Source organism: Exiguobacterium sp. s21 (genome assembly GCF_018617975.1).
Lineage (GTDB): Bacteria > Bacillota > Bacilli > Exiguobacteriales > Exiguobacteriaceae > Exiguobacterium > Exiguobacterium mexicanum_A.
In genome coordinates this window covers 290,355-308,805 of sequence record NZ_JACSLF010000002.1, presented here as the reverse complement: position 1 = coordinate 308,805, position 18,451 = coordinate 290,355, and the positions used below count along the sequence as shown (strand labels likewise).

18 protein-coding genes are annotated in these 18,451 nt (G+C 54.1%); all 18 read right to left on the bottom strand.

The window, feature by feature from the left end; genetic code table 11:
- Positions 1 to 38 precede the first annotated feature (38 nt).
- On the bottom strand, positions 39 to 1,397 hold the full coding sequence (trmFO, locus tag KNP06_RS04060) for an FADH(2)-oxidizing methylenetetrahydrofolate--tRNA-(uracil(54)-C(5))-methyltransferase TrmFO (protein WP_052090098.1): 1,359 nt from the start codon (positions 1,395 to 1,397) through the stop codon (positions 39 to 41).
- Complete coding sequence (gene topA, locus KNP06_RS04055) at positions 1,349 to 3,445, bottom strand: type I DNA topoisomerase (protein WP_034777177.1); 2,097 nt, start codon at positions 3,443 to 3,445, stop codon at positions 1,349 to 1,351. Before topA ends, trmFO begins: the two co-directional genes overlap by 49 nt.
- 66 nt (positions 3,446 to 3,511) lie before the next feature.
- A complete protein-coding gene (gene dprA, locus KNP06_RS04050; protein WP_214707451.1) occupies positions 3,512 to 4,303 on the bottom strand; it encodes a DNA-processing protein DprA in 792 nt (263 codons plus the stop codon).
- Positions 4,304 to 4,358: 55 nt separating this feature from the next.
- Positions 4,359 to 5,276, bottom strand: coding sequence for a succinate--CoA ligase subunit alpha (sucD, locus tag KNP06_RS04045; protein WP_034777173.1), 918 nt, complete (start codon positions 5,274 to 5,276; stop codon positions 4,359 to 4,361).
- A gap of 12 nt (positions 5,277 to 5,288) precedes the next feature.
- Positions 5,289 to 6,449: an ADP-forming succinate--CoA ligase subunit beta gene (sucC, locus tag KNP06_RS04040; protein WP_034777171.1), complete on the bottom strand. Its 1,161-nt coding sequence runs from the start codon at positions 6,447 to 6,449 to the stop codon at positions 5,289 to 5,291.
- 111 nt (positions 6,450 to 6,560) lie between these two features.
- Positions 6,561 to 6,830 (bottom strand): EscU/YscU/HrcU family type III secretion system export apparatus switch protein, encoded by a 270-nt coding sequence (locus tag KNP06_RS04035; RefSeq protein ID WP_034777170.1) that lies wholly within the window; start codon positions 6,828 to 6,830, stop codon positions 6,561 to 6,563.
- Entirely contained in the window at positions 6,827 to 7,675 is an 849-nt protein-coding gene (locus KNP06_RS04030; RefSeq protein ID WP_214710599.1) for a hypothetical protein, read from the bottom strand. The genes KNP06_RS04035 and KNP06_RS04030 overlap by 4 nt, the downstream gene beginning before the upstream one ends.
- 11 nt (positions 7,676 to 7,686) lie before the next feature.
- The gene (locus KNP06_RS04025; protein ID WP_214710598.1) at positions 7,687 to 8,439 is read right to left on the bottom strand and encodes a ribonuclease HII; all 753 of its coding nucleotides are present in this window, start codon (positions 8,437 to 8,439) and stop codon (positions 7,687 to 7,689) included.
- Between the two features lie 41 nt (positions 8,440 to 8,480).
- On the bottom strand, positions 8,481 to 9,341 hold the full coding sequence (gene ylqF, locus KNP06_RS04020; protein WP_214710597.1) for a ribosome biogenesis GTPase YlqF: 861 nt from the start codon (positions 9,339 to 9,341) through the stop codon (positions 8,481 to 8,483).
- 12 nt (positions 9,342 to 9,353) lie between these two features.
- Positions 9,354 to 9,896 carry a signal peptidase I gene (gene lepB / locus KNP06_RS04015; RefSeq protein WP_034777162.1) on the bottom strand — a complete coding sequence of 181 codons (543 nt, stop codon included), beginning with the start codon at positions 9,894 to 9,896 and terminating at the stop codon, positions 9,354 to 9,356.
- Between the two features lie 82 nt (positions 9,897 to 9,978).
- Entirely contained in the window at positions 9,979 to 10,332 is a 354-nt protein-coding gene (rplS, locus tag KNP06_RS04010; protein ID WP_015881369.1) for a 50S ribosomal protein L19, read from the bottom strand.
- Positions 10,333 to 10,446: 114 nt separating this feature from the next.
- A complete protein-coding gene (trmD, locus tag KNP06_RS04005; RefSeq protein WP_214710596.1) occupies positions 10,447 to 11,163 on the bottom strand; it encodes a tRNA (guanosine(37)-N1)-methyltransferase TrmD in 717 nt (238 codons plus the stop codon).
- A complete protein-coding gene (gene rimM / locus KNP06_RS04000; RefSeq protein WP_034777158.1) occupies positions 11,153 to 11,668 on the bottom strand; it encodes a ribosome maturation factor RimM in 516 nt (171 codons plus the stop codon). Before rimM ends, trmD begins: the two co-directional genes overlap by 11 nt.
- Positions 11,669 to 11,721: 53 nt before the next feature.
- Entirely contained in the window at positions 11,722 to 11,997 is a 276-nt protein-coding gene (gene rpsP, locus KNP06_RS03995) for a 30S ribosomal protein S16 (protein ID WP_021067098.1), read from the bottom strand.
- Between the two features lie 81 nt (positions 11,998 to 12,078).
- Complete coding sequence (gene ffh / locus KNP06_RS03990; protein WP_034777156.1) at positions 12,079 to 13,419, bottom strand: signal recognition particle protein; 1,341 nt, start codon at positions 13,417 to 13,419, stop codon at positions 12,079 to 12,081.
- 11 nt (positions 13,420 to 13,430) lie between these two features.
- A complete protein-coding gene (locus tag KNP06_RS03985; RefSeq protein ID WP_214710595.1) occupies positions 13,431 to 13,754 on the bottom strand; it encodes a putative DNA-binding protein in 324 nt (107 codons plus the stop codon).
- A gap of 96 nt (positions 13,755 to 13,850) precedes the next feature.
- Positions 13,851 to 14,852, bottom strand: a complete 1,002-nt coding sequence (gene ftsY, locus KNP06_RS03980) for a signal recognition particle-docking protein FtsY (RefSeq protein WP_034777152.1) — start codon at positions 14,850 to 14,852, stop codon at positions 13,851 to 13,853.
- Positions 14,849 to 18,406: a chromosome segregation protein SMC gene (smc, locus tag KNP06_RS03975; protein WP_214787930.1), complete on the bottom strand. Its 3,558-nt coding sequence runs from the start codon at positions 18,404 to 18,406 to the stop codon at positions 14,849 to 14,851. The genes ftsY and smc overlap by 4 nt, the downstream gene beginning before the upstream one ends.
- Between the last annotated feature and the right edge of the window lie 45 nt (positions 18,407 to 18,451).

The following is an 18,451-nucleotide window of genomic DNA, read 5'->3' as shown; positions in this document are numbered from 1 at the left end:
AGATTCATCAAAAAGGAGCCAAAAATGGCTCCTTTCCCTTAAATCTCTTTATACTGTTGAATCGTTTCGAGGGCACGGTTCGCGTAACGCTCGTAACGTTCTTGTTTCTTCATCTTCTTCGGAGCATCTTCAAGCGACGGCACGAGACCGAAGTTCGCGTTCATCGGTTGGAAGTGTTTCCCGTCCGTTGTCGTGATGTAGTGCGCCATCGAACCGAGCATCGTCTCACGTGGGAGGACGACGAGCTCTTCCCCAGCGATCAGCTTCGCCGCGTTGATCCCGGCGAGGAGACCGGAGGCCGCCGACTCGACATACCCTTCGACACCGGTCATCTGGCCGGCAAAGAACAACGTGTCGCGTGTGCGGGCCTGATACGTCGGTTTCAAGAGGCTCGGTGAGTTGATGAACGTGTTCCGGTGCATGACACCGTAACGCACGATCTCGGCGTTCTCAAGACCTGGAATCAATTGAATGATTCGTTTCTGTTCGCCCCACTTCAGGTGCGTCTGGAAACCGACCAAGTTGAAGAGCGTCCCGGCCGAGTTATCTTGCCGCAATTGCACGACCGCATGCGGACGTTTGCCCGTCTTCGGATCTTCGAGGCCGACCGGCTTCATCGGTCCGAACAAGAGCGTCTTCTTGCCGCGTTGGGCGAGTACTTCAAACGGCATGCAGCCTTCGAAGTAAATCTCTTTCTCGAACTCTTTGAGCGGGACGACTTCGGCTTTGACGAGTTCGTCATAGAACAAGTCGAACTCCTCTTCCGTCATCGGACAGTTGAGGTAGGCCGCTTCGCCCTTATCGTAACGTGACTTCAAGTAAACCTTGTCCCGGTCGATCGTCTCGCCGTCCAGGATTGGAGCGGCTGCGTCGTAGAAGTACAAATAGTCTTCACCAGTGAACGCTTTGAGCGAAGCCGAAAGATCAGGCGATGTGAGCGGCCCGGTCGCCATGATGACGATCCCGTCCGGAATCGCCGTGATCTCTTCGTTGTGCACGGTCACGTTCGGATGGTTTTTCAACGTGTCGGTCACGAATCCTGCGAAGTCGTGACGGTCGACGGCGAGAGCGCCGCCGGCCGGTACGCTCGCCGTATCCGCCGCTTTCAAGATGAGCGAGTCGAGCGTACGCATCTCTTCCTTCAAGACACCGACCGCATTTTGGAGCCCGTTCGCCCGGAGCGAGTTCGAGCAGACCAATTCCGCGAATTGGTCCGTATGGTGTGCCGGCGTCTTTCGCACCGGTCTCATTTCATACAAATCGACTTGAATCCCGCGCTTCGCGAGTTGCCAAGCCGCCTCGGAGCCGGCGAGGCCCGCTCCGATCACAGTTACACGTTGCTGCAAAGTTAATCCTCCTCTAACTGATGTACCTCGGCATGGGTACAGTTCGTACATTGATATTTCACGCCGTCTTTGATTTTTTTCTCGACCATCATCTTACCACATTCCGGACACGGTTTCGCGACCGGTTTGTCCCATGAGACGAACTCACAGTCTGGATAGTTCGAGCAGCCGTAGAACAGACGACCTTTTTTACTGCGTCGTTCGACGACTTGTCCGTCTTTGCAGCTCGGACATGGGACGCCGATCTCGACTTGTACCGGTTTCGTGTTCGTACAGTTCGGGAAGTTCGAGCACGCCATAAATTTACCGTAGCGGCCCATTTTGATGACCATCGGCGCACCGCATACTTCACAGTCGATGCCAGCCGGTTCATCTTTCACTTCGATCTTCTCGATCTCGGCCTCGGCCCGTTTCAAGCGTTTCTCGAAACTGCGATAGATTGGGGCAACGACGTCGGTCCATTGGACTTCCTCGTTCTCGATCGAGTCGAGGAGCGTCTCCATGTCGGCCGTGAACTGTACGGTGATGAAATCGTTGAAATACTCGTCAATCATCTCGATGACAAGTTCACCGAGCTCCGTCGGGACGAACTTCTTCTCTTCGAGGACGACGTAACCACGTTTTTGAATCGTGTCGAGCGTCGGTGCATATGTCGACGGACGACCAATCCCGAGCTCTTCCATCGCCCGGACGAGCCGTGCCTCACTATAGCGCGGCGGCGGTTGGGTGAAGTGCTGTTTCGGCTCGATCGTGTCGAACTTGACGAGGTCGTCGACTTCGAGCGGTGGGAGCAACCCTTCTTTTTCTGGATTCGTATCTTCGATATCATCATCTTTCGATTCGATATACACTTTCATGAAACCTGGGAATTTGACGGTCGACCCGTTGGCACGGAAAATCATGCCGTTCGATTCGACGTCGATTTTTACCGTGTCGAGGATAGCCGGCGCCATTTGGCTCGCCACGAGACGTTCCCAAATCAACTTGTACAGTCGGAGCTGATCGCGTGACAGGTATGCTTTGACCGAGGCCGGGTCACGTAACGCCGACGTCGGACGAATCGCTTCGTGGGCATCCTGGGCGTTTGCCGCCTTCTTCTCTTTTTGTTTCTGCAATGCGACATACTCTTCACCGAACGTGGACTCGATATACGATTTCGCTTCTTCTTTCGCCAAATCTGAGATCCGTGTCGAATCGGTACGCATATACGTGATCAAACCGACGGTACCTTCTTTCTTACCGAGGTCGATCCCTTCGTAAAGCTGTTGCGCGAGCATCATCGTTTTCTTGGCACGGAAGTTGAGCTTACGGGCCGCATCCTGTTGGAGCGAACTTGTCGTAAACGGGAGCGAGGCGTTCCGCTTCCGCTCTTTCTTCGTGACATCGATGACTTTGAACGAGTCGTCGATCGCGTTGAGCACCGCGTCGGCGTCTGCCTCGCTCTTGAGCTCCAGTTTCTTCCCGTCTTTCCCATAAAAAGATGTCTCGAACAATTCGCCTTCATGGTTGAGCATGAGTTTGATCGTCCAATACTCTTCTGGGTCGAAGGCGTTGATCTCCCGCTCCCGGTCGATGATCATTTTGACGGCCACTGATTGGACACGTCCGGCCGATAAGCCTTTTTTGACTTTCTTCCATAATAATGGGCTCATCCCGTATCCGACGAGACGATCCAAAATTCGCCGCGCTTGTTGGGCGTCGACGAGATCGTGATTGATTTTACGTGGGTGCTTGAATGACTCCTTGATCGCATCTTTCGTGATCTCGTTAAAGACGACCCGACATTCTGTCGTTTCGTCGACACCAAGGGCACGCGCTAGATGCCAGGCGATCGCTTCCCCTTCGCGATCCGGGTCAGCCGCGAGAAAGATTTTCGTCGCTTTTTTGGCTGCCGTCTTCAATTCTTTCAAAACTGGGCCTTTTCCACGAATCGTAATGTACTTCGGTTCAAAGTCATGTTCCACGTCGACACCGAGTTGACTTTTCGGTAAATCGATGACGTGACCCATTGACGCTTTGACCGTGTAATTCGATCCTAAATAACGTTTAATTGTCTTTGCTTTCGCCGGTGATTCGACGATCACCAAATATTTTGCCATACATCTGCTCCCCTTTTAGAGGTCGTTTTAAATCCCTACCATAATATTCATGTTGTCGCTCGTTTGTCAACGTCCAATCCTTGAACGCATTAGAATTTGGTCGGAAGTCGTCAATGGAATCGCCCCGTCCTCAATCAATCGATTCGGACCTGCCGCGAGCGGATCAAGCGGGCTTCCAGGTACCGCAAACACCGTCTTTCCTTGCTCAAGCGCATGTCCGACCGTATTCATCGTCCCGCTCTTCTGACGGGCCTGAATGACGACGAGCTGATCGCCGAGTCCGCTGACGAGACGATTACGTTCTAAAAATTGAAATTTTTTGACAGGTGTTTCCGGTGGATATTCGGTGAGGAGTAACCCGTGTCTCGAAATTCGTTCGAACAGCGGCGCATGCGCTTGAGGATACATGTGTGAAAAGCCCGCTCCGAGGACAGCAATCGTCGGACGGTTATGCTGGAGTGCCAACTCATGGACGAGACCATCGATGCCGAGCGCACCGCCCGATACCGAGACAGTTTCTTCTATTAAAGGGTAGAAATGCTCGACGAGACGATGGCTGATGCGATTCAATTCACGGCTTCCGACCAAAGCAGTCGTTTGTTGTTGTAGTACCTCTAAATCGCCTCGGTAAAACAAACAATACGGAGGGTTCGGAATGTCGAGCAACGCGCGCGGGAACGCGTCGTCTTCCCACGTCAAAAAACGGTCGTACGTGACCGTTGAACGAAGCGCCCGTTTTGCTTTGTTCCAGACGTTCGGATGGAAGGGACGAGTGCTCGAACCCGGATGCGATAAGTAATGATGGACGAACTCGACAGGCAGCCGTTCAGCCGCGAATCGAGCGATTGTTTGATTCATCACAATCACCTCTAAAAAAATGAGGGATGGCGCGCATCCCTCATTTCCGAATGGTTTACGTGGTCGGTTGACCCGTCACGCAAGCTTCATACAATCCTTCTTGCTTCAACACCCGGATGAGCGTCTCTCCGATGACGGCAGGCGTCTCGGCGACTTCGATTCCGTTGGCATTCAACGTCTTGATTTTCTCGGCGGCCGTTCCTTTTCCGCCTGAGATGATGGCGCCCGCATGGCCCATCCGTTTCCCTTCAGGAGCGGTTTGACCACCGATGAAGCCGATGACTGGCTTCGTCATGTTCGCCTTCACCCATTCGGCGGCTTCTTCTTCGGCCGTTCCACCGATTTCACCGATCATGATGACCGCTTTCGTGTCCTCATCTTCGTTGAACGCTTGGAGCGTATCGATGAAGTTCGTCCCGTTGACCGGGTCTCCACCGATTCCGACCGCTGTCGATTGTCCAATCCCGGCCGTCGTCAACTGATGGACCGCTTCGTACGTGAGCGTCCCTGAACGCGAGACGATCCCGACGTGGCCTTTCGTATGGATATAGCCTGGCATGATGCCAAGTTTTGCTTCCCCTGGCGTAATGATTCCCGGGCAGTTCGGTCCGATGAGACGGGCCGGTTTGTCCTCGAGGTAACGTTTCACTTGAATCATGTCGATGACCGGGATGCCTTCTGTGATACAGATGATCAGTTCAATCCCGCTATCGGCCGCTTCCATGATTGAATCGGCTGCGAAGGCCGGTGGTACGTAGATGATCGATGCGTTCGCGCCCGTTGCTTCGACGGCCTCTGACACCGTGTTGAAGACTGGTACGCCGTCAAGTACGGTCGTGCCACCTTTTCCAGGTGTCACGCCTCCGACCAATTTTGTGTTATAAGCCAGCATCTGTTCGCCGTGGAACAGACCTTGTTTCCCCGTGATCCCTTGAATGATCACTTTTGTATCTTGATTCGCCCAAATACTCATGTCGTTTCCCCCTTATCGAACGAGTGCCGCGATTTTTTCTGCACCGTCAGCCATCGAGCTCGCCGAAGTGATCGCAAGTCCAGATTCATCGAGAATGCGTCGTCCCGCATCCACGTTCGTGCCTTCTAAACGGACGACGAGTGGTAAATCGAGACCGATTTCTTTCGTCGCCGCGACGATACCTTCAGCGATGATGTCACATTTCATGATGCCACCGAAGATGTTGACGAAAATGCCTTTGACTTGGTCGTCTGACAAAATCAATTTGAACGCTTCCGTTACTTTTTCTTTCGTCGCACCGCCGCCTACATCGAGGAAGTTAGCGGGTTCGGCGCCGTAGTGCTTGATGATATCCATCGTCGCCATAGCGAGACCGGCTCCGTTGACGAGGCAACCGATATTTCCATCGAGCGCGATATAGCTGAGGTCGTGTTTTGACGCCTCGACTTCACGCGGGTCTTCTTCCGTCGTGTCACGAAGATCGACGATGTCTGTATGACGATAGAGCGCGTTGCTGTCGAAGTTGAGCTTCGCATCGAGGGCGATGACGTTTCCGTCTTTCGTCGTGACGAGCGGGTTGATCTCTGCGATCGTGCAATCCGTCTCGACATACACTTTGTACAGTTTCATGACCATGTCACTGAACTTGTTGACGAGCTTGGTCGGCACTTCCATCTTGAAGGCAAGACGGCGCGCTTGGAACGGACGGAGTCCGACGACCGGGTCGACGACTTCTTTATGAATTTTTTCTGGCGTATGTTCAGCGACTTCTTCGATGTCCATACCGCCTTCTGATGAACCCATGATGACAATTCGGCCGATCGAACGGTCAAGCACAAGTCCTAAGTAGAATTCTTGATCAATCGCAGATCCTTCTTCGATGTAAAGGCGTTGCACGACTTTTCCTTCAGGTCCAGTCTGGTGCGTGACGAGCGTCTTGCCGAGAATCTCTGACGCATACTGTTTGACTTCCTCATCCGTCTTCGCAAGTTTGACACCGCCGGCTTTCCCGCGGCCCCCTGCGTGGATCTGGGCTTTGACAACTTTTAGTTCACCGTCTAGCTTGGCAGCGGCTGTAACTGCTTCTTCAACACTAAACGCCGGATAGCCCGTAGGTACGGCCACTCCGAACGCACGAAGCAATTCTTTCGCCTGATACTCATGGATATTCATTTCGTTTCCCCCTTAGTCCCCTTTAATATCGGCACGTCTATTGTAACGAAAAACTGAAAGCGCTGTCTATCGTTCTTGCTTTAAGTTTTCATCTTTTTTTCACATCTACCCCTAGACATCTTCGATTTTTCCTTGTTCCATCTGATAAAGAAACACGAAAAGCTCGGCGATGACCTGATAAAGGTCGTCCGGGATATGCTCCTCAATCTGTAAAGCGGACAATAGTGACAATAGCGCCGGGTCCTCATGGATCGGGACCCCGTTCTCCTGCGCGAGCGCGAGCATGCGCTCGGCGACGAGTCCGCCCCCTTTGGCGACGACACGCGGGGAATCCATCGATTGCTCGTAGGACAAGGCGATCGCTTGCTTACGGTCCGTCATATGCGTTGGTCCACCTTTCCGAGCGGGGCGAACGTGTCTGGCACGGATTCCCGCTTTTCTTCGAACGAGAAGCGTGACAGTTCATAGCCGCTCGCTTCAAGCGCCTTGCTGAGCGACGGCTCATAAGCGTTGACGAACGGGCTCAAATCGTGCCGTTCATTGAACACTTTGATCGTGATGTGTCGCTTTTGGACGAGCAGATCGATACCCGTCTCTCCAAACTTCGGTGTCTCCAAAAATAGGACGATGCGTGCGTGGTCGGCGTCAATCATCTCGCCCTTCGGCGCCTCGAGGCGGAATCGGACTTGTTCAAACGGTCCTAATTGCGGTATGTGAAATGCTTGAGCGACGTATGGCGGCGTCTGAAGGGCATTGAACGTCTCCTGAGCCCGGACGAACTGCTCGAACTTCGGGTCCCCTTTCGCTTTGAACAACTCGCCGATGAGTTGCTTCACATCCGACCCGGCTCCGCTCTCGAGCAGTTGACGCCCTTGCGCCTGAAGCGATTCAGGCGTGTCGAGCGGCTGACGGGCGAGCCGACCGAGTTCCGAACTTAAAAGGGCGAGCGGGGACCGTGCGGCTTGCGCAAGGGCTTCTGCTTGTTGCGGCACGACTTTCAAGACGAGCTTTGGTTCGAGCTCGGTGACGACCATCTTGTACGTAACATTCTCTTTGACGTCAGCGTTCACCCCGACCCGGAACAAGCCTTGCGGCAGTTGCATGACCGCCTCGCCTCCCGGCAGCAGCTGGAGCACCCGACCGACGACCGTATTGCCGATGAGCAATTGCCGCGAATTCTGTTCCGTGACCTTGAACGGCATGACGCCTTGATGATCGATCCGCATGATGACCCCTCCTACATATGTTTAATCGGCGCGAACGATTTTCGGTGGATTGGCGTGATCCCATGTTCCGCTAGTCCGGCCAAGTGCGCTTTCGTCCCGTAACCGGCGTTCTGTTCGAAACCGTAGCCGGGATAGAGGACGGCGTAGTCTTCCATCATGTTGTCACGGACGACTTTGGCGACGACGCTCGCCGCCGCGATCGATACGCTCCGGGCGTCGCCTTTGATGAGCGATTGTTGCGGGATGTCGAGCTCGAGCGTCATCGCGTCAATCAAGAGCGCATCGACTTCACCGAGTTGCCGGACCGCCTCCATCATCGCGAGTTTCGTCGCCTCGTAAATGTTGACGCGGTCAATCACGTCGGCGTCGACGATCCCGACGCCGACCATGGCCTCGTCCACGAGGGCCCGATACGCGACTTCACGTGCTGATGGCGACATCAGTTTCGAGTCGTTCAAGCCCGGATGATAAAATCCTTCCGGCAAGATGACGGCCGCGGCGACGACCGGACCGGCGAGCGGTCCTCGACCGACCTCATCGACGCCACCGATGCGGACATAACCCTTTGCCTTCAACTCGTCCTCGAACACGCTCCGGGCCGCATAATCGTCCTGGCGCTCACGTTCGACCTTGAACTGGCGCTCACGCTGCCTGAGCAACGTCTGGACGCCTGCGCGCGGGTCATCCTTCAGTTCGGCCCGGACTGCTTCCCACTCTTCATATCGGACCGTCTGTAGCCGTTGTTTAATCGCTTGAATCGTCATGCTGTTCCTCCTATTCAAAAAAGCCCTGTTTGCACAGGACTTCACGCCATGTCATGGTCGGCCGGTGTCTCAAGAGAGACCCGTCCGATTTTCTCATGACGTAGTTCGTTCAATAGTAATTCGCTCGCCTTCTCGAAATCGACGTAGCCGCCGCTGACGAGTCCACGTTTCTTCCCGATCACTTCGAGCAGTTCGACGGCGTCTTCCGGCAGTTGATCGATTTTGAATCGCTCTTTCACCTGTTCCGGATAGCGGGCCGATAGCTCACGGGCCGCATAGAGCGCGATATCATCAAGGTTCAAAATATCGTCCTTGATGGCACCGGTCGCCGCCAAGCGATAACCGACCATCTGGTCCTCGAACTTCGGCCATAGAATCCCCGGCGTATCGAGCAATTCCATCTCGCCGCCTTTCATCTTGATCCATTGCTGACGCTTCGTGACACCCGGACGGTCGCCAGTGACAGCGATATTGCGTCCAGCGAGGCGGTTGATGAGCGTCGATTTCCCGACGTTCGGGATGCCGATGATGAGGGCGCGGATCGGACCGGGATTCCGGCCTTTCTCACGCATGCGGTCATGCTTCTCTTGCATGAGCTTCTCGGCACCCGACATGAGCTGCTTTAAGCCTTTGCTATGTTTCGCGTCGACGGCGACGACCTCGACGTCGTCACGCTTCAAGGCGCGGAGCCAGGCGTCGGTGACGACGGGATCGGCCATATCGGCTTTATTCAAGACGATGAGACGCGGTTTGCCTTCTGTGATCTCATCGACCATCGGGTTACGGCTCGATTGTGGGACGCGTGCATCGACGAGTTCGATGACGACATCGATGAGCTTTAACTTTTCTGTTACTTGTCTTCGTGCCTTGGCCATGTGGCCAGGGAACCATTGAATTGCCAAAAAAACACCACCTTATTCTTGTACGGTCCCGAAATCGCCGAGCGGCCAGAACACGAAGTTCGTTTTGCCGACGACGTCCTCTTTCGGGACAAAGCCGATTTCACGGCTGTCTTTCGAGTTTTGTCGATTGTCACCCATCACGAAGTACGAACCTTCCGGGACGACCGTTTCGCCCGTCACTTGTTCGAGCGTGAAGTTTTCGGTAAGAGGAAAGCCGTTCATCTGGGCCTGGAAATCCTCTAAATACGGTTCTTCGACCGCTTCGCCGTTCAAGTAAAGCGTATCGTCCCGATATTCGAGCGTGTCGCCAGGAATGGCGATGACGCGTTTAATATAGTCTTTTGATTCCGTCGCGTGGAAGACGATAATATCGCCCCGATCGAGCTCACCGACGTAGTTCGAAATTTTGCTAACGATCATGCGATCGGCATTTTGGAGCGTCGGCATCATTGACTCTCCCTCGACGATGACAGGTACAAAGATGAACGTCCGGATCACGAACGCGATGACGAGCGCCACGACGATCGCCTTAAGCCAACTGAACACTTCTTTCAACTTGCCTCACTCCTCTGTCCGTTTGAACTTATTGTACTAGAAAAAAAGAAGCTTGTCGCAAGCGACAAGCTTAATCCCCATCTTAACGACGGATTTCTTTAATACGTGCTGCTTTACCGCGAAGGTTGCGGAGGTAGTAGAGTTTCGCACGACGGACTTTACCGTAACGAACGACTTCGATTTGCGCGACACGCGGTGAGTGAAGCGGGAATGCACGCTCAACACCTACGCCGTAAGAAATCTTACGGACTGTGAATGTTTCGCTGATGCCGCCACCTTTACGCTTAATGACAACGCCTTCGAAGATCTGGATACGCTCACGCGTTCCCTCTACGACTTTAACGTGGACACGTACTGTGTCACCAGGACGGAAAGCAGGTACGTCCGATTTGAATTGTTCTTCTGTGATTTCACGGAACAGTTTTTGTGTGTTCATGAATTGTTCTCCTTTTTCTTCAATGTTCATATCTTCATCTGCCCAAGCATCCAACAGCGGAACATCGGTAATCGGTGGGGGTTAACCCACATGCTCAAACATAGCATAATTTGGTCAATCGCGCAACGATTCAATGAATTTTTTATCCGCCTTCGACAGGTCGATTTGCTCGAGCAGTTCCGGCCGCCGTCGATACGTGCGTTCAAGTGACCGTTCACGACGCCACGTCTCGATGTTGGCATGATTGCCCGACAAGAGGACGTCCGGTACCTTGAGGCCCCGGAAGTCGGCTGGACGCGTATAGTGCGGGTATTCGAGGAGTCCCGTCGAAAACGAGTCGTCCTCGTGGCTCGCCTGATCGCCGAGCACTTCCGGGATGAGGCGCACCGTGGCATCGATCATGACCATCGCCGCGAGCTCACCGCCGGTCATGACGAAATCGCCGATTGACACTTCGTCCGTCGCAAGCTCGTCATGGATCCGTTGGTCGAACCCTTCATAATGACCGCACAAAAAGATAAGGTGTTCCTCGGACGCCCACTCTTCTGCCATTCGTTGATCAAAACGGCGTCCGGTCGGTGTCGTGACGATGACACGGGGTCGCGTCTTCGCGATCGCCTCAAAGGCGTCAAAAATCGGTTGCGGGGTGAGTAGCATGCCCGCCCCGCCCCCGTACGGATAATCGTCGACTTTGTGGTGCTTGTTCGTCGAGAAGTCACGGAAGTTCGTGAACGCCATCTCGACGTGACCGAGCGTGCGCGCCCGTCCGACAATCGAATGATCGAGCGGGGCGAACATCTCAGGGAATAAGGTTAAGACATCAATCTTCATCGTCGATCATTCCCGGAATCGGGGTGATGACGACACGTTTCGCCTCGACATCGATGTCGCTCACGACCGATTCGATGTACGGGATGAGCGCATCCGACTTGCCAGGACGTTTGATGACCCAGACGTCGTTCGCGCCGGTCTCGAAGATGTCATCGACGACTCCGATGACCTCACCATCGACGACAGCTTCACAGCCGATAATCTCATGGTAATAAAACTCATGTTCCGGCAACTCGTGGACGTGCTCGACGTGGACATACAGCTTCATCCCTTTATATTTCTCGACGAGATTGATGTTCTCGAGCCCTTTGAACGTGACGAGATGGAACTGCTTGTGTGGACGATACGTCGTCACTTCGAACGGCACTTTCTTGCCGTCGATGTCTAAATAGAGCGTCTCGCCCTTCTTGAAGCGCTCCGCCGGAAAATCGGTCGCGGCGAGCAACTTCAATTCTCCTTTTAAGCCATGGGTGTTGGCGATCTTACCTACGTATAACCATTCCATTGTTATGCCTCCTCACAAAAATGGGCCGACCTCATAAAAGGTCGGCCACATCCTTACTTCGCGTTTTTCGCGTTGTGGAATTTCTCCATGATCCCTGCTTTAGAGAACAAGTTACGTACTGTGTCAGATGGCTTCGCGCCGTCTGCCAACCATTTGAGAGCGAGTTCTTCGTTGATGCGAACTTCTGCTTCTGGTTTTGCAACCGGGTTGTAGTGACCGAGTTGCTCGATGAAGCGGCCATCACGTGGTGAACGTGAATCAGCTACAACGATCCGGTAGAAAGGTGATTTGTTTGCGCCCATGCGCTTGAGACGAATTTTAACTGCCATGGTAATATACCTCCATCATGTGTTTAAGAATTGACAACTTTAATAGTATACTGCTTTTTTGTCCGACTGACAAAAGTTTTCTTAGAAGAATGGAAGGCCGAGACCTTTTTTCTTCCCTTTCATTTGTCCTGACATCTGCTTCATGAGCTTCTTCATGTCATCGAACTGTTTGATGAGACGGTTCACTTCCTGGATGGAGCGACCGCTCCCTTTTGCGATCCGCTTGCGACGACTCGCGTTGAGCACTTCAGGATTGGAGCGCTCATGCTTCGTCATCGAGCGAATGATCGCCTCGACATGATCAAGTTGCTTCTCGTCGATTTGGACGTTCTTCAACCCTTTCATCTTACCTGCACCAGGTAACATCGAGAGCAATTCATCAATCGGGCCCATGTTTTTCACTTGACCCAATTGCTCGATAAAATCATCGAACGTGAACGATGCGTCGCGAATTTTGCTTTCAAGCTCTTTCGCGGCATCTTGGTCCATCTGTGACTCGGCTTTTTCAATGAGCGTGAGCACGTCACCCATTCCAAGAATCCGTGACGCCATGCGTTCCGGGTGGAAAGGTTCGAGGGCATCCAACTTTTCACCGAGACCGACGAACTTAATCGGCGCTCCCGTGACTGCCTTGATTGAAAGGGCTGCCCCACCACGTGTGTCACCGTCGAGCTTCGTGAGCACGACGCCGGTGATTCCGAGTTTCTCATTGAAGCTATCGGCCACGTTGACCGCATCTTGACCCGTCATCGCATCGACGACGAGGAAGATTTCATTTGGTTTGGCAATCGTCTTCACGTTTTCGAGCTCGCCCATGAGCGTCTCGTCAATATGAAGTCGACCGGCCGTATCGATCAACACGAAATCGTGATGATTGGTTTTGGCGTACTCGAGCGCTTTTGTGACGATTTCTTCCGGCTTCACTTGGTCGCCAAGTGAGAACACCGGTAAATCGAGCTGCTTGCCGAGTGTCTCGAGCTGTTTGATGGCCGCAGGCCGATAAATATCTGCCGCGACGAGAAGTGGACTCCGGTTATGCTTTTTGCGAATCAAATTCGCGAGCTTACCGGTCGTCGTCGTTTTCCCCGCACCTTGTAACCCGACCATCATGACGACTGTCGGTGGTTTTGGGTTAAATGTGATTGGGACGACGTCGCTTCCCATCAAGTTCGTTAGCTCTTCATGAACGATTTTGACAACTTGTTGGCCAGGTGTCAACGATTTCATGACGTCTTGGCCGATGGCCCGCTCTTTCACGTCGTTGACGAACTGTTTGACCACTTTGAAGTTGACATCGGCTTCAAGGAGAGCGAGACGAACTTCTCTCATCATCTCTTTGACATCTGCTTCGGAAATTTTACCTTTCCCCCGCATTTTCGCCAGTGTCGATTGCAACCGTTCGGATAATCCTTCAAATGCCATGCTTCAGCCCCCTACTCTAAATTCTCAAGCGCCGAAATCGTTTCCGTCAAATCGAGCGAGTGCTCGACTTGACGTTTGAGCGTTTGAAGCAGTTGTTGCCGCTGTTCGAATTTCTCGAACAAGGCCAACTTCTCCTCATACTGCTCAAGCATCGCTTCGGTACGCTTTATGTTATCGTAGACCGCTTGACGGCTGACTTCAAACTCTTCCGCAATCTCTCCGAGCGAGTAGTCATCTAGGTAATAAAGAGACATGTAGTTGCGCTGTTTCGGTGTGAGAAGCGCTTGATAAAAATCGAACAGATAGTTCATTCGATTCGTCTTTTCGAGCGACATGACCTCCACCTCCACATGTTAAGTGAAATCCCTTTACAACTACCAATAGTACAGCCGTCCCCACCTCTTGTCAAGTTTTTTTCTTAACAGTGAAAGTTAGGCGAGGTCATCGTTTGTCTGTTGTTTTTCTTCGAAGATGTCCCCGAATAATCCGTACACGAACTGTTCCGGGTCGAACGCCTGTAAATCATCAACTTTCTCACCGAGGCCGACATATTTGACCGGGATATCGAGCTCGTTTCGAATCGCAAGCACAATCCCTCCTTTAGCCGTCCCGTCGAGCTTCGTGAGGACGATCCCGCTCACGTTCGTCGCTTCTTTGAACGCTTTCGCTTGAACCATCGCGTTTTGTCCCGTTGTGGCATCTAACGCGAGCAATACCTCGTGCGGCCCGTTCGGTACTTCACGTTCGATGACGCGCTTCACTTTCTCGAGCTCTTTCATCAAGTTGACCTTGTTTTGCAAACGACCGGCCGTGTCACAGATCAAGACGTCGACGCCGCGTGATTTCGCTGCCTGCACAGCGTCGAACACGACCGCAGCCGGGTCCGACCCTTCGGCTTGACGGATGACCGGGACTCCGACCCGTTCACCCCAGACTTGGAGCTGATCGATGGCACCGGCCCGGAACGTGTCGCCTGCCGCGAGCATGACCGAACGCCCTTCCGACTTCAATTGATGGGCGAGTTTGCCGATCGTCGTCGTTTTGCCGACACCATTGACGCCGACGAACAAGATGACCGTCAATCCGTCCTGCATGTTCAACTCACGATCCGCCTCGTCTTCTTGGAGACGGTTCGCCACGACTTCGACGAGGGCGTCACGGACAGCGACCGGGTCTTTCAAATTGCGACGTTTCACTTCTTCTTTCAAATCTTCGACGAGGTCCATCGTCGTCGTCACGCCGACATCCGCTTGGATGAGCAAATCCTCGAGTTCATCGAAGAAATCCTCATCGACTTCGCGGAACCGATAGACGAGGTCGTTGACGGCACTGGCAAATCCGTCTCGTGTCTTCGTCAATCCGTCGGTAAACTTTTGCGACACCTCTTGTGTCGAGGTCGTCAATTTATCTTTTAACTTCTTAAAAAAACTCAACTTAATTCCTCCATCTCTTGTTCCGTCTCGACGACGCGCTTCGCTTCGGATAGTTCGACCGAAAGCACCTCGGAGACACCGTTTTGTTGCATCGTCACGCCGTAGAGCGTGTCCGCCGCCTCCATCGTCCCTTTACGGTGGGTGATGATGACGAATTGTGTATCGATTGAGAGCGTCCGGATATATTCCCCGAACCGATGGACGTTCGCCTCGTCGAGAGCCGCCTCGACTTCATCGAGCACACAGAACGGGACGGGTCTCGTTTTCAGGATGGCGAACAGAAGCGCGATCGCCGTCAAGGCCCGCTCTCCGCCGGATAACAGACTGAGCGTCTGCAACTTCTTCCCGGGCGGTTTGGCGACGATCTCGATGCCCGTGTTGAGCAGGTCGGACTCGTCGACGAGTTTCAAATCGGCCTCCCCCCCGCCGAACAGCTCGTTGAACGTCTGTTTAAAGTGACCACGAACGAGCGTGTACGTCTCTTTGAACAAGCGCGTCACTTCACGGTCCATCTCGGTGATGATGTCGTATAAATCCTCTTTGGCGCTGACGAGGTCGTCCCGTTGCTCGGACAAGAACATGAAGCGTTCATTGACGAGGTCGAACTCCTCGATCGCGTTCAAGTTGACCGGTCCGATTTCTTCGATTTGACGAACGAGCAGTTTGAACTCTTCTTTCGCCTCATCGAGCGGAATCGTGAGGGTCGGAAGCAAATCGAGGACGAGCCCTCGTTCCTCGAGTGCGTCGAGTTTCCACTTCCGCTTCAACTCGAGCTCGTTCGCCTCGGTCTCGAGCTTGCGGACATCCGCCTCGACCCGACGACGCACGTCCAACGCCTGTTGTTCACGCTGTCTGAGGATGCGATACGACTCTTCTTCGGCGTGAAGCTGTTTCGTATGCAACGCCATCCGCTCTTTCAATCCGTCCATCTGTTTGACCGCCTCGACGTGCTCGAGCTCGAGCTCGGCAGACGAGACGACCCGGCCGCTTGCCACATGTTCGAGCTCACGCTCGATCTGACCGAGACGGGACGTCTGTTTAGCGACCTCGGCCTCGAGCCGCTCGACTTCTGCGCGGACGCGGTCGAGGTCGAGCATATTGCGTTGACGATCGAGTTCATTTTGACGAATGGCTGCCTGAAGTTGGCCCGTCGTCTCGGCGCCTTTGGCTTGCTCGCCGCGGAGCGCCTCGAGTTCGGTCCGAATCGAGGCTTGCAATGCATCCGTCGCCTCAAGTTCTTCGGCGAGCCTTGTCAACTCATTCGTGGCGGATGTGATCGTTTGGGCGTAACGCGCCATCTCATGGTCGAACAGTTCGAGTTGCGCTTTGGCGTCTTGCGACACCCGTTCCAAGTTTCTAAACGCCTGTTCCGTCGAACGGAGCGTCTCTTCGGCCTCGCGCTTCTTGAGCCTGAGCGTCTGGAGCGACGCACGCAATCGGGACATCTCATCGGTGTACGTCGACACCCGCAACTGTTGCTCGTGAAGCATGGCCAACCCTTGCGTCAATCCTTGCTTCAAATCATCGAGTTCACGGGACTGGGTGAACAAGGCGACACCTTGCTTCCGGCTACCCCCGGTCATCGACCCACCAACGTTGACGATATCCCCTCCGAGCGTGACGATGCGATAGCGATACCCCGTCGTCTTGGCGATCCGGTTGGCCACCTCGAGGGAATTGGCCACGATCACGGCGCCGAGGAGCGACCGTTTCAACTTCTCGTAGGCCGGGTCCGTCTCGACGAGGTCGGCGGCGATGCCGACGAATCCGTCGACTGATTCGAGACGGTGTGCGACTTCACTCGGGACGTAACGTTCCTTCACGCTCGTCATCGGTACGAACGTGGCTCGTCCGGCACTTGCTTTCCGCAATCGTTCAATCTCTCGGCGTCCGACTTCTTCCGTCTCGACGACGATATGTTGTTGCGTCTGACCGAGCGCCGTCTCGATGGCGGCCTCATACGACGGGAGAACGCGAATCAATTCTGCGACGGCACCGAGCACGCCCGGTCCCCGTTCTTTCAAGACAAATTTGACCGCATGGAAATAGCCTTCGTACGACTGTTTCATCCGTTCGAGCAACTCGATCCGGTCCTCGGTCTTCTGACGCCGGCGGTCAAGGTCGTGGTACGACTGCTCGGCCCGCGACAATTTGTCTCGAAGCGTCGCTTCCCGTTCGGTCAAATCAGCTTCTTCCGCCATGAGCGTCTCCCACGTGTCCCGAGCCTCGGCGAGACGAGCTTGTTCGGCCTCGAGTGATGCCGTCTGTTCGGTCCTCACGTCAAGGCGATCCTTGTTTTCGCGAAGCAGACGAGCTTTCGCTTCTTCCGCTTGTTCGATATCGCGCCGTTCCCGCTTCTGTTGGTTGCTCAGCGTGGCCCGTGTCGTCGCCAACTCGAACGCCTCTCCTTGAAGCTGTTCGATTTCTGCGTTAAAGTCACGCGTCGCCGCCGTCAATTGCACGTCAAGTTCGGCGCGTGCCGCTTCCACGGTATGTAACGCCTCAGCTTTTGACGCCATATCCGCGTTTGCCACGTTCAACTTCTGCGTCAACTGTTCGGTCTCTTCGGCCAATTCGACCCGTTGGCGCTCGAGGCGTTCTTTCGTCTCCGCCCCGTGCTCTTCACGGGCTTTCGCGAGCTTGATCTCACCTGTCAACCGTTCCAGCTCGGTCGCTTGAGACCGTTCTTCTTGATGGAGCGTGTCGAGCGTTTCTCGATCTTTGGCGAGCGTCGCCTCAAGCGTCGTCCGCTCTTCTGAAATCGCGGTCAACGCGTCATCTTGCTCGGCGAGATTCGTCTCGGCCGTCCGCAGTTGCTCAGACACACGAGCGATGCCCGTACCAAGTTCTGTGATCTCGGCGCCGAGAATACCCGTCTCGAGCTCATCGTGGCGCGCTTTGGCGACTTGATACTCGCGTGCGAGCGCGGCCTGCTCTCGGAGCGGCTCGACCCGATCGGCGAGTTCATACAAAATGTCATCGGCCCGAGACAAGTTCAACTCGGTGTCTTGGAGCTTCCGTTCGGCTTGTTTTTTACGCTGCCGGTACTTCAACACCCCGGCCGCTTCTTCGATGACAGCCCGACGATCTTCCGGTTTCCCGGAGATGACTTGCTCGACCCGTCCTTGCCCGATGATGGCGAACGCATCGCGTGATAGGCCCGTATCCATGAACAGGTCGATCACATCTTTAAGCCGGCACGGCTTCTTGTTCATGAAGTAGTCGCTGTCGCCGCTCCGCGTGACACGGCGCGTCACACTGACTTCTTCATACGGCAACCGCAAATGGGCGTCCGTGTTGTCTAGGACGAGCGTCACTTCGGCGACGTTGCGATGGTTCTCACCTTCACTGCCGGCAAAGATGACGTCTTCCATTTTCGCTCCGCGGAGCGATTTGGCCGACTGCTCACCGAGTACCCAGCGAACAGCGTCCGATATATTTGATTTCCCGCTCCCGTTCGGCCCAACCACGGCTGTGACGCCGGGACGAAAATCCAGTTCAATCCGCTTGGCAAACGATTTAAAGCCAGCGAGTTCGATTCGTTTTAAGTGCATCGTGACCATCCTATCCTCAGTAAGCATTCATTTGTTTATTTTACC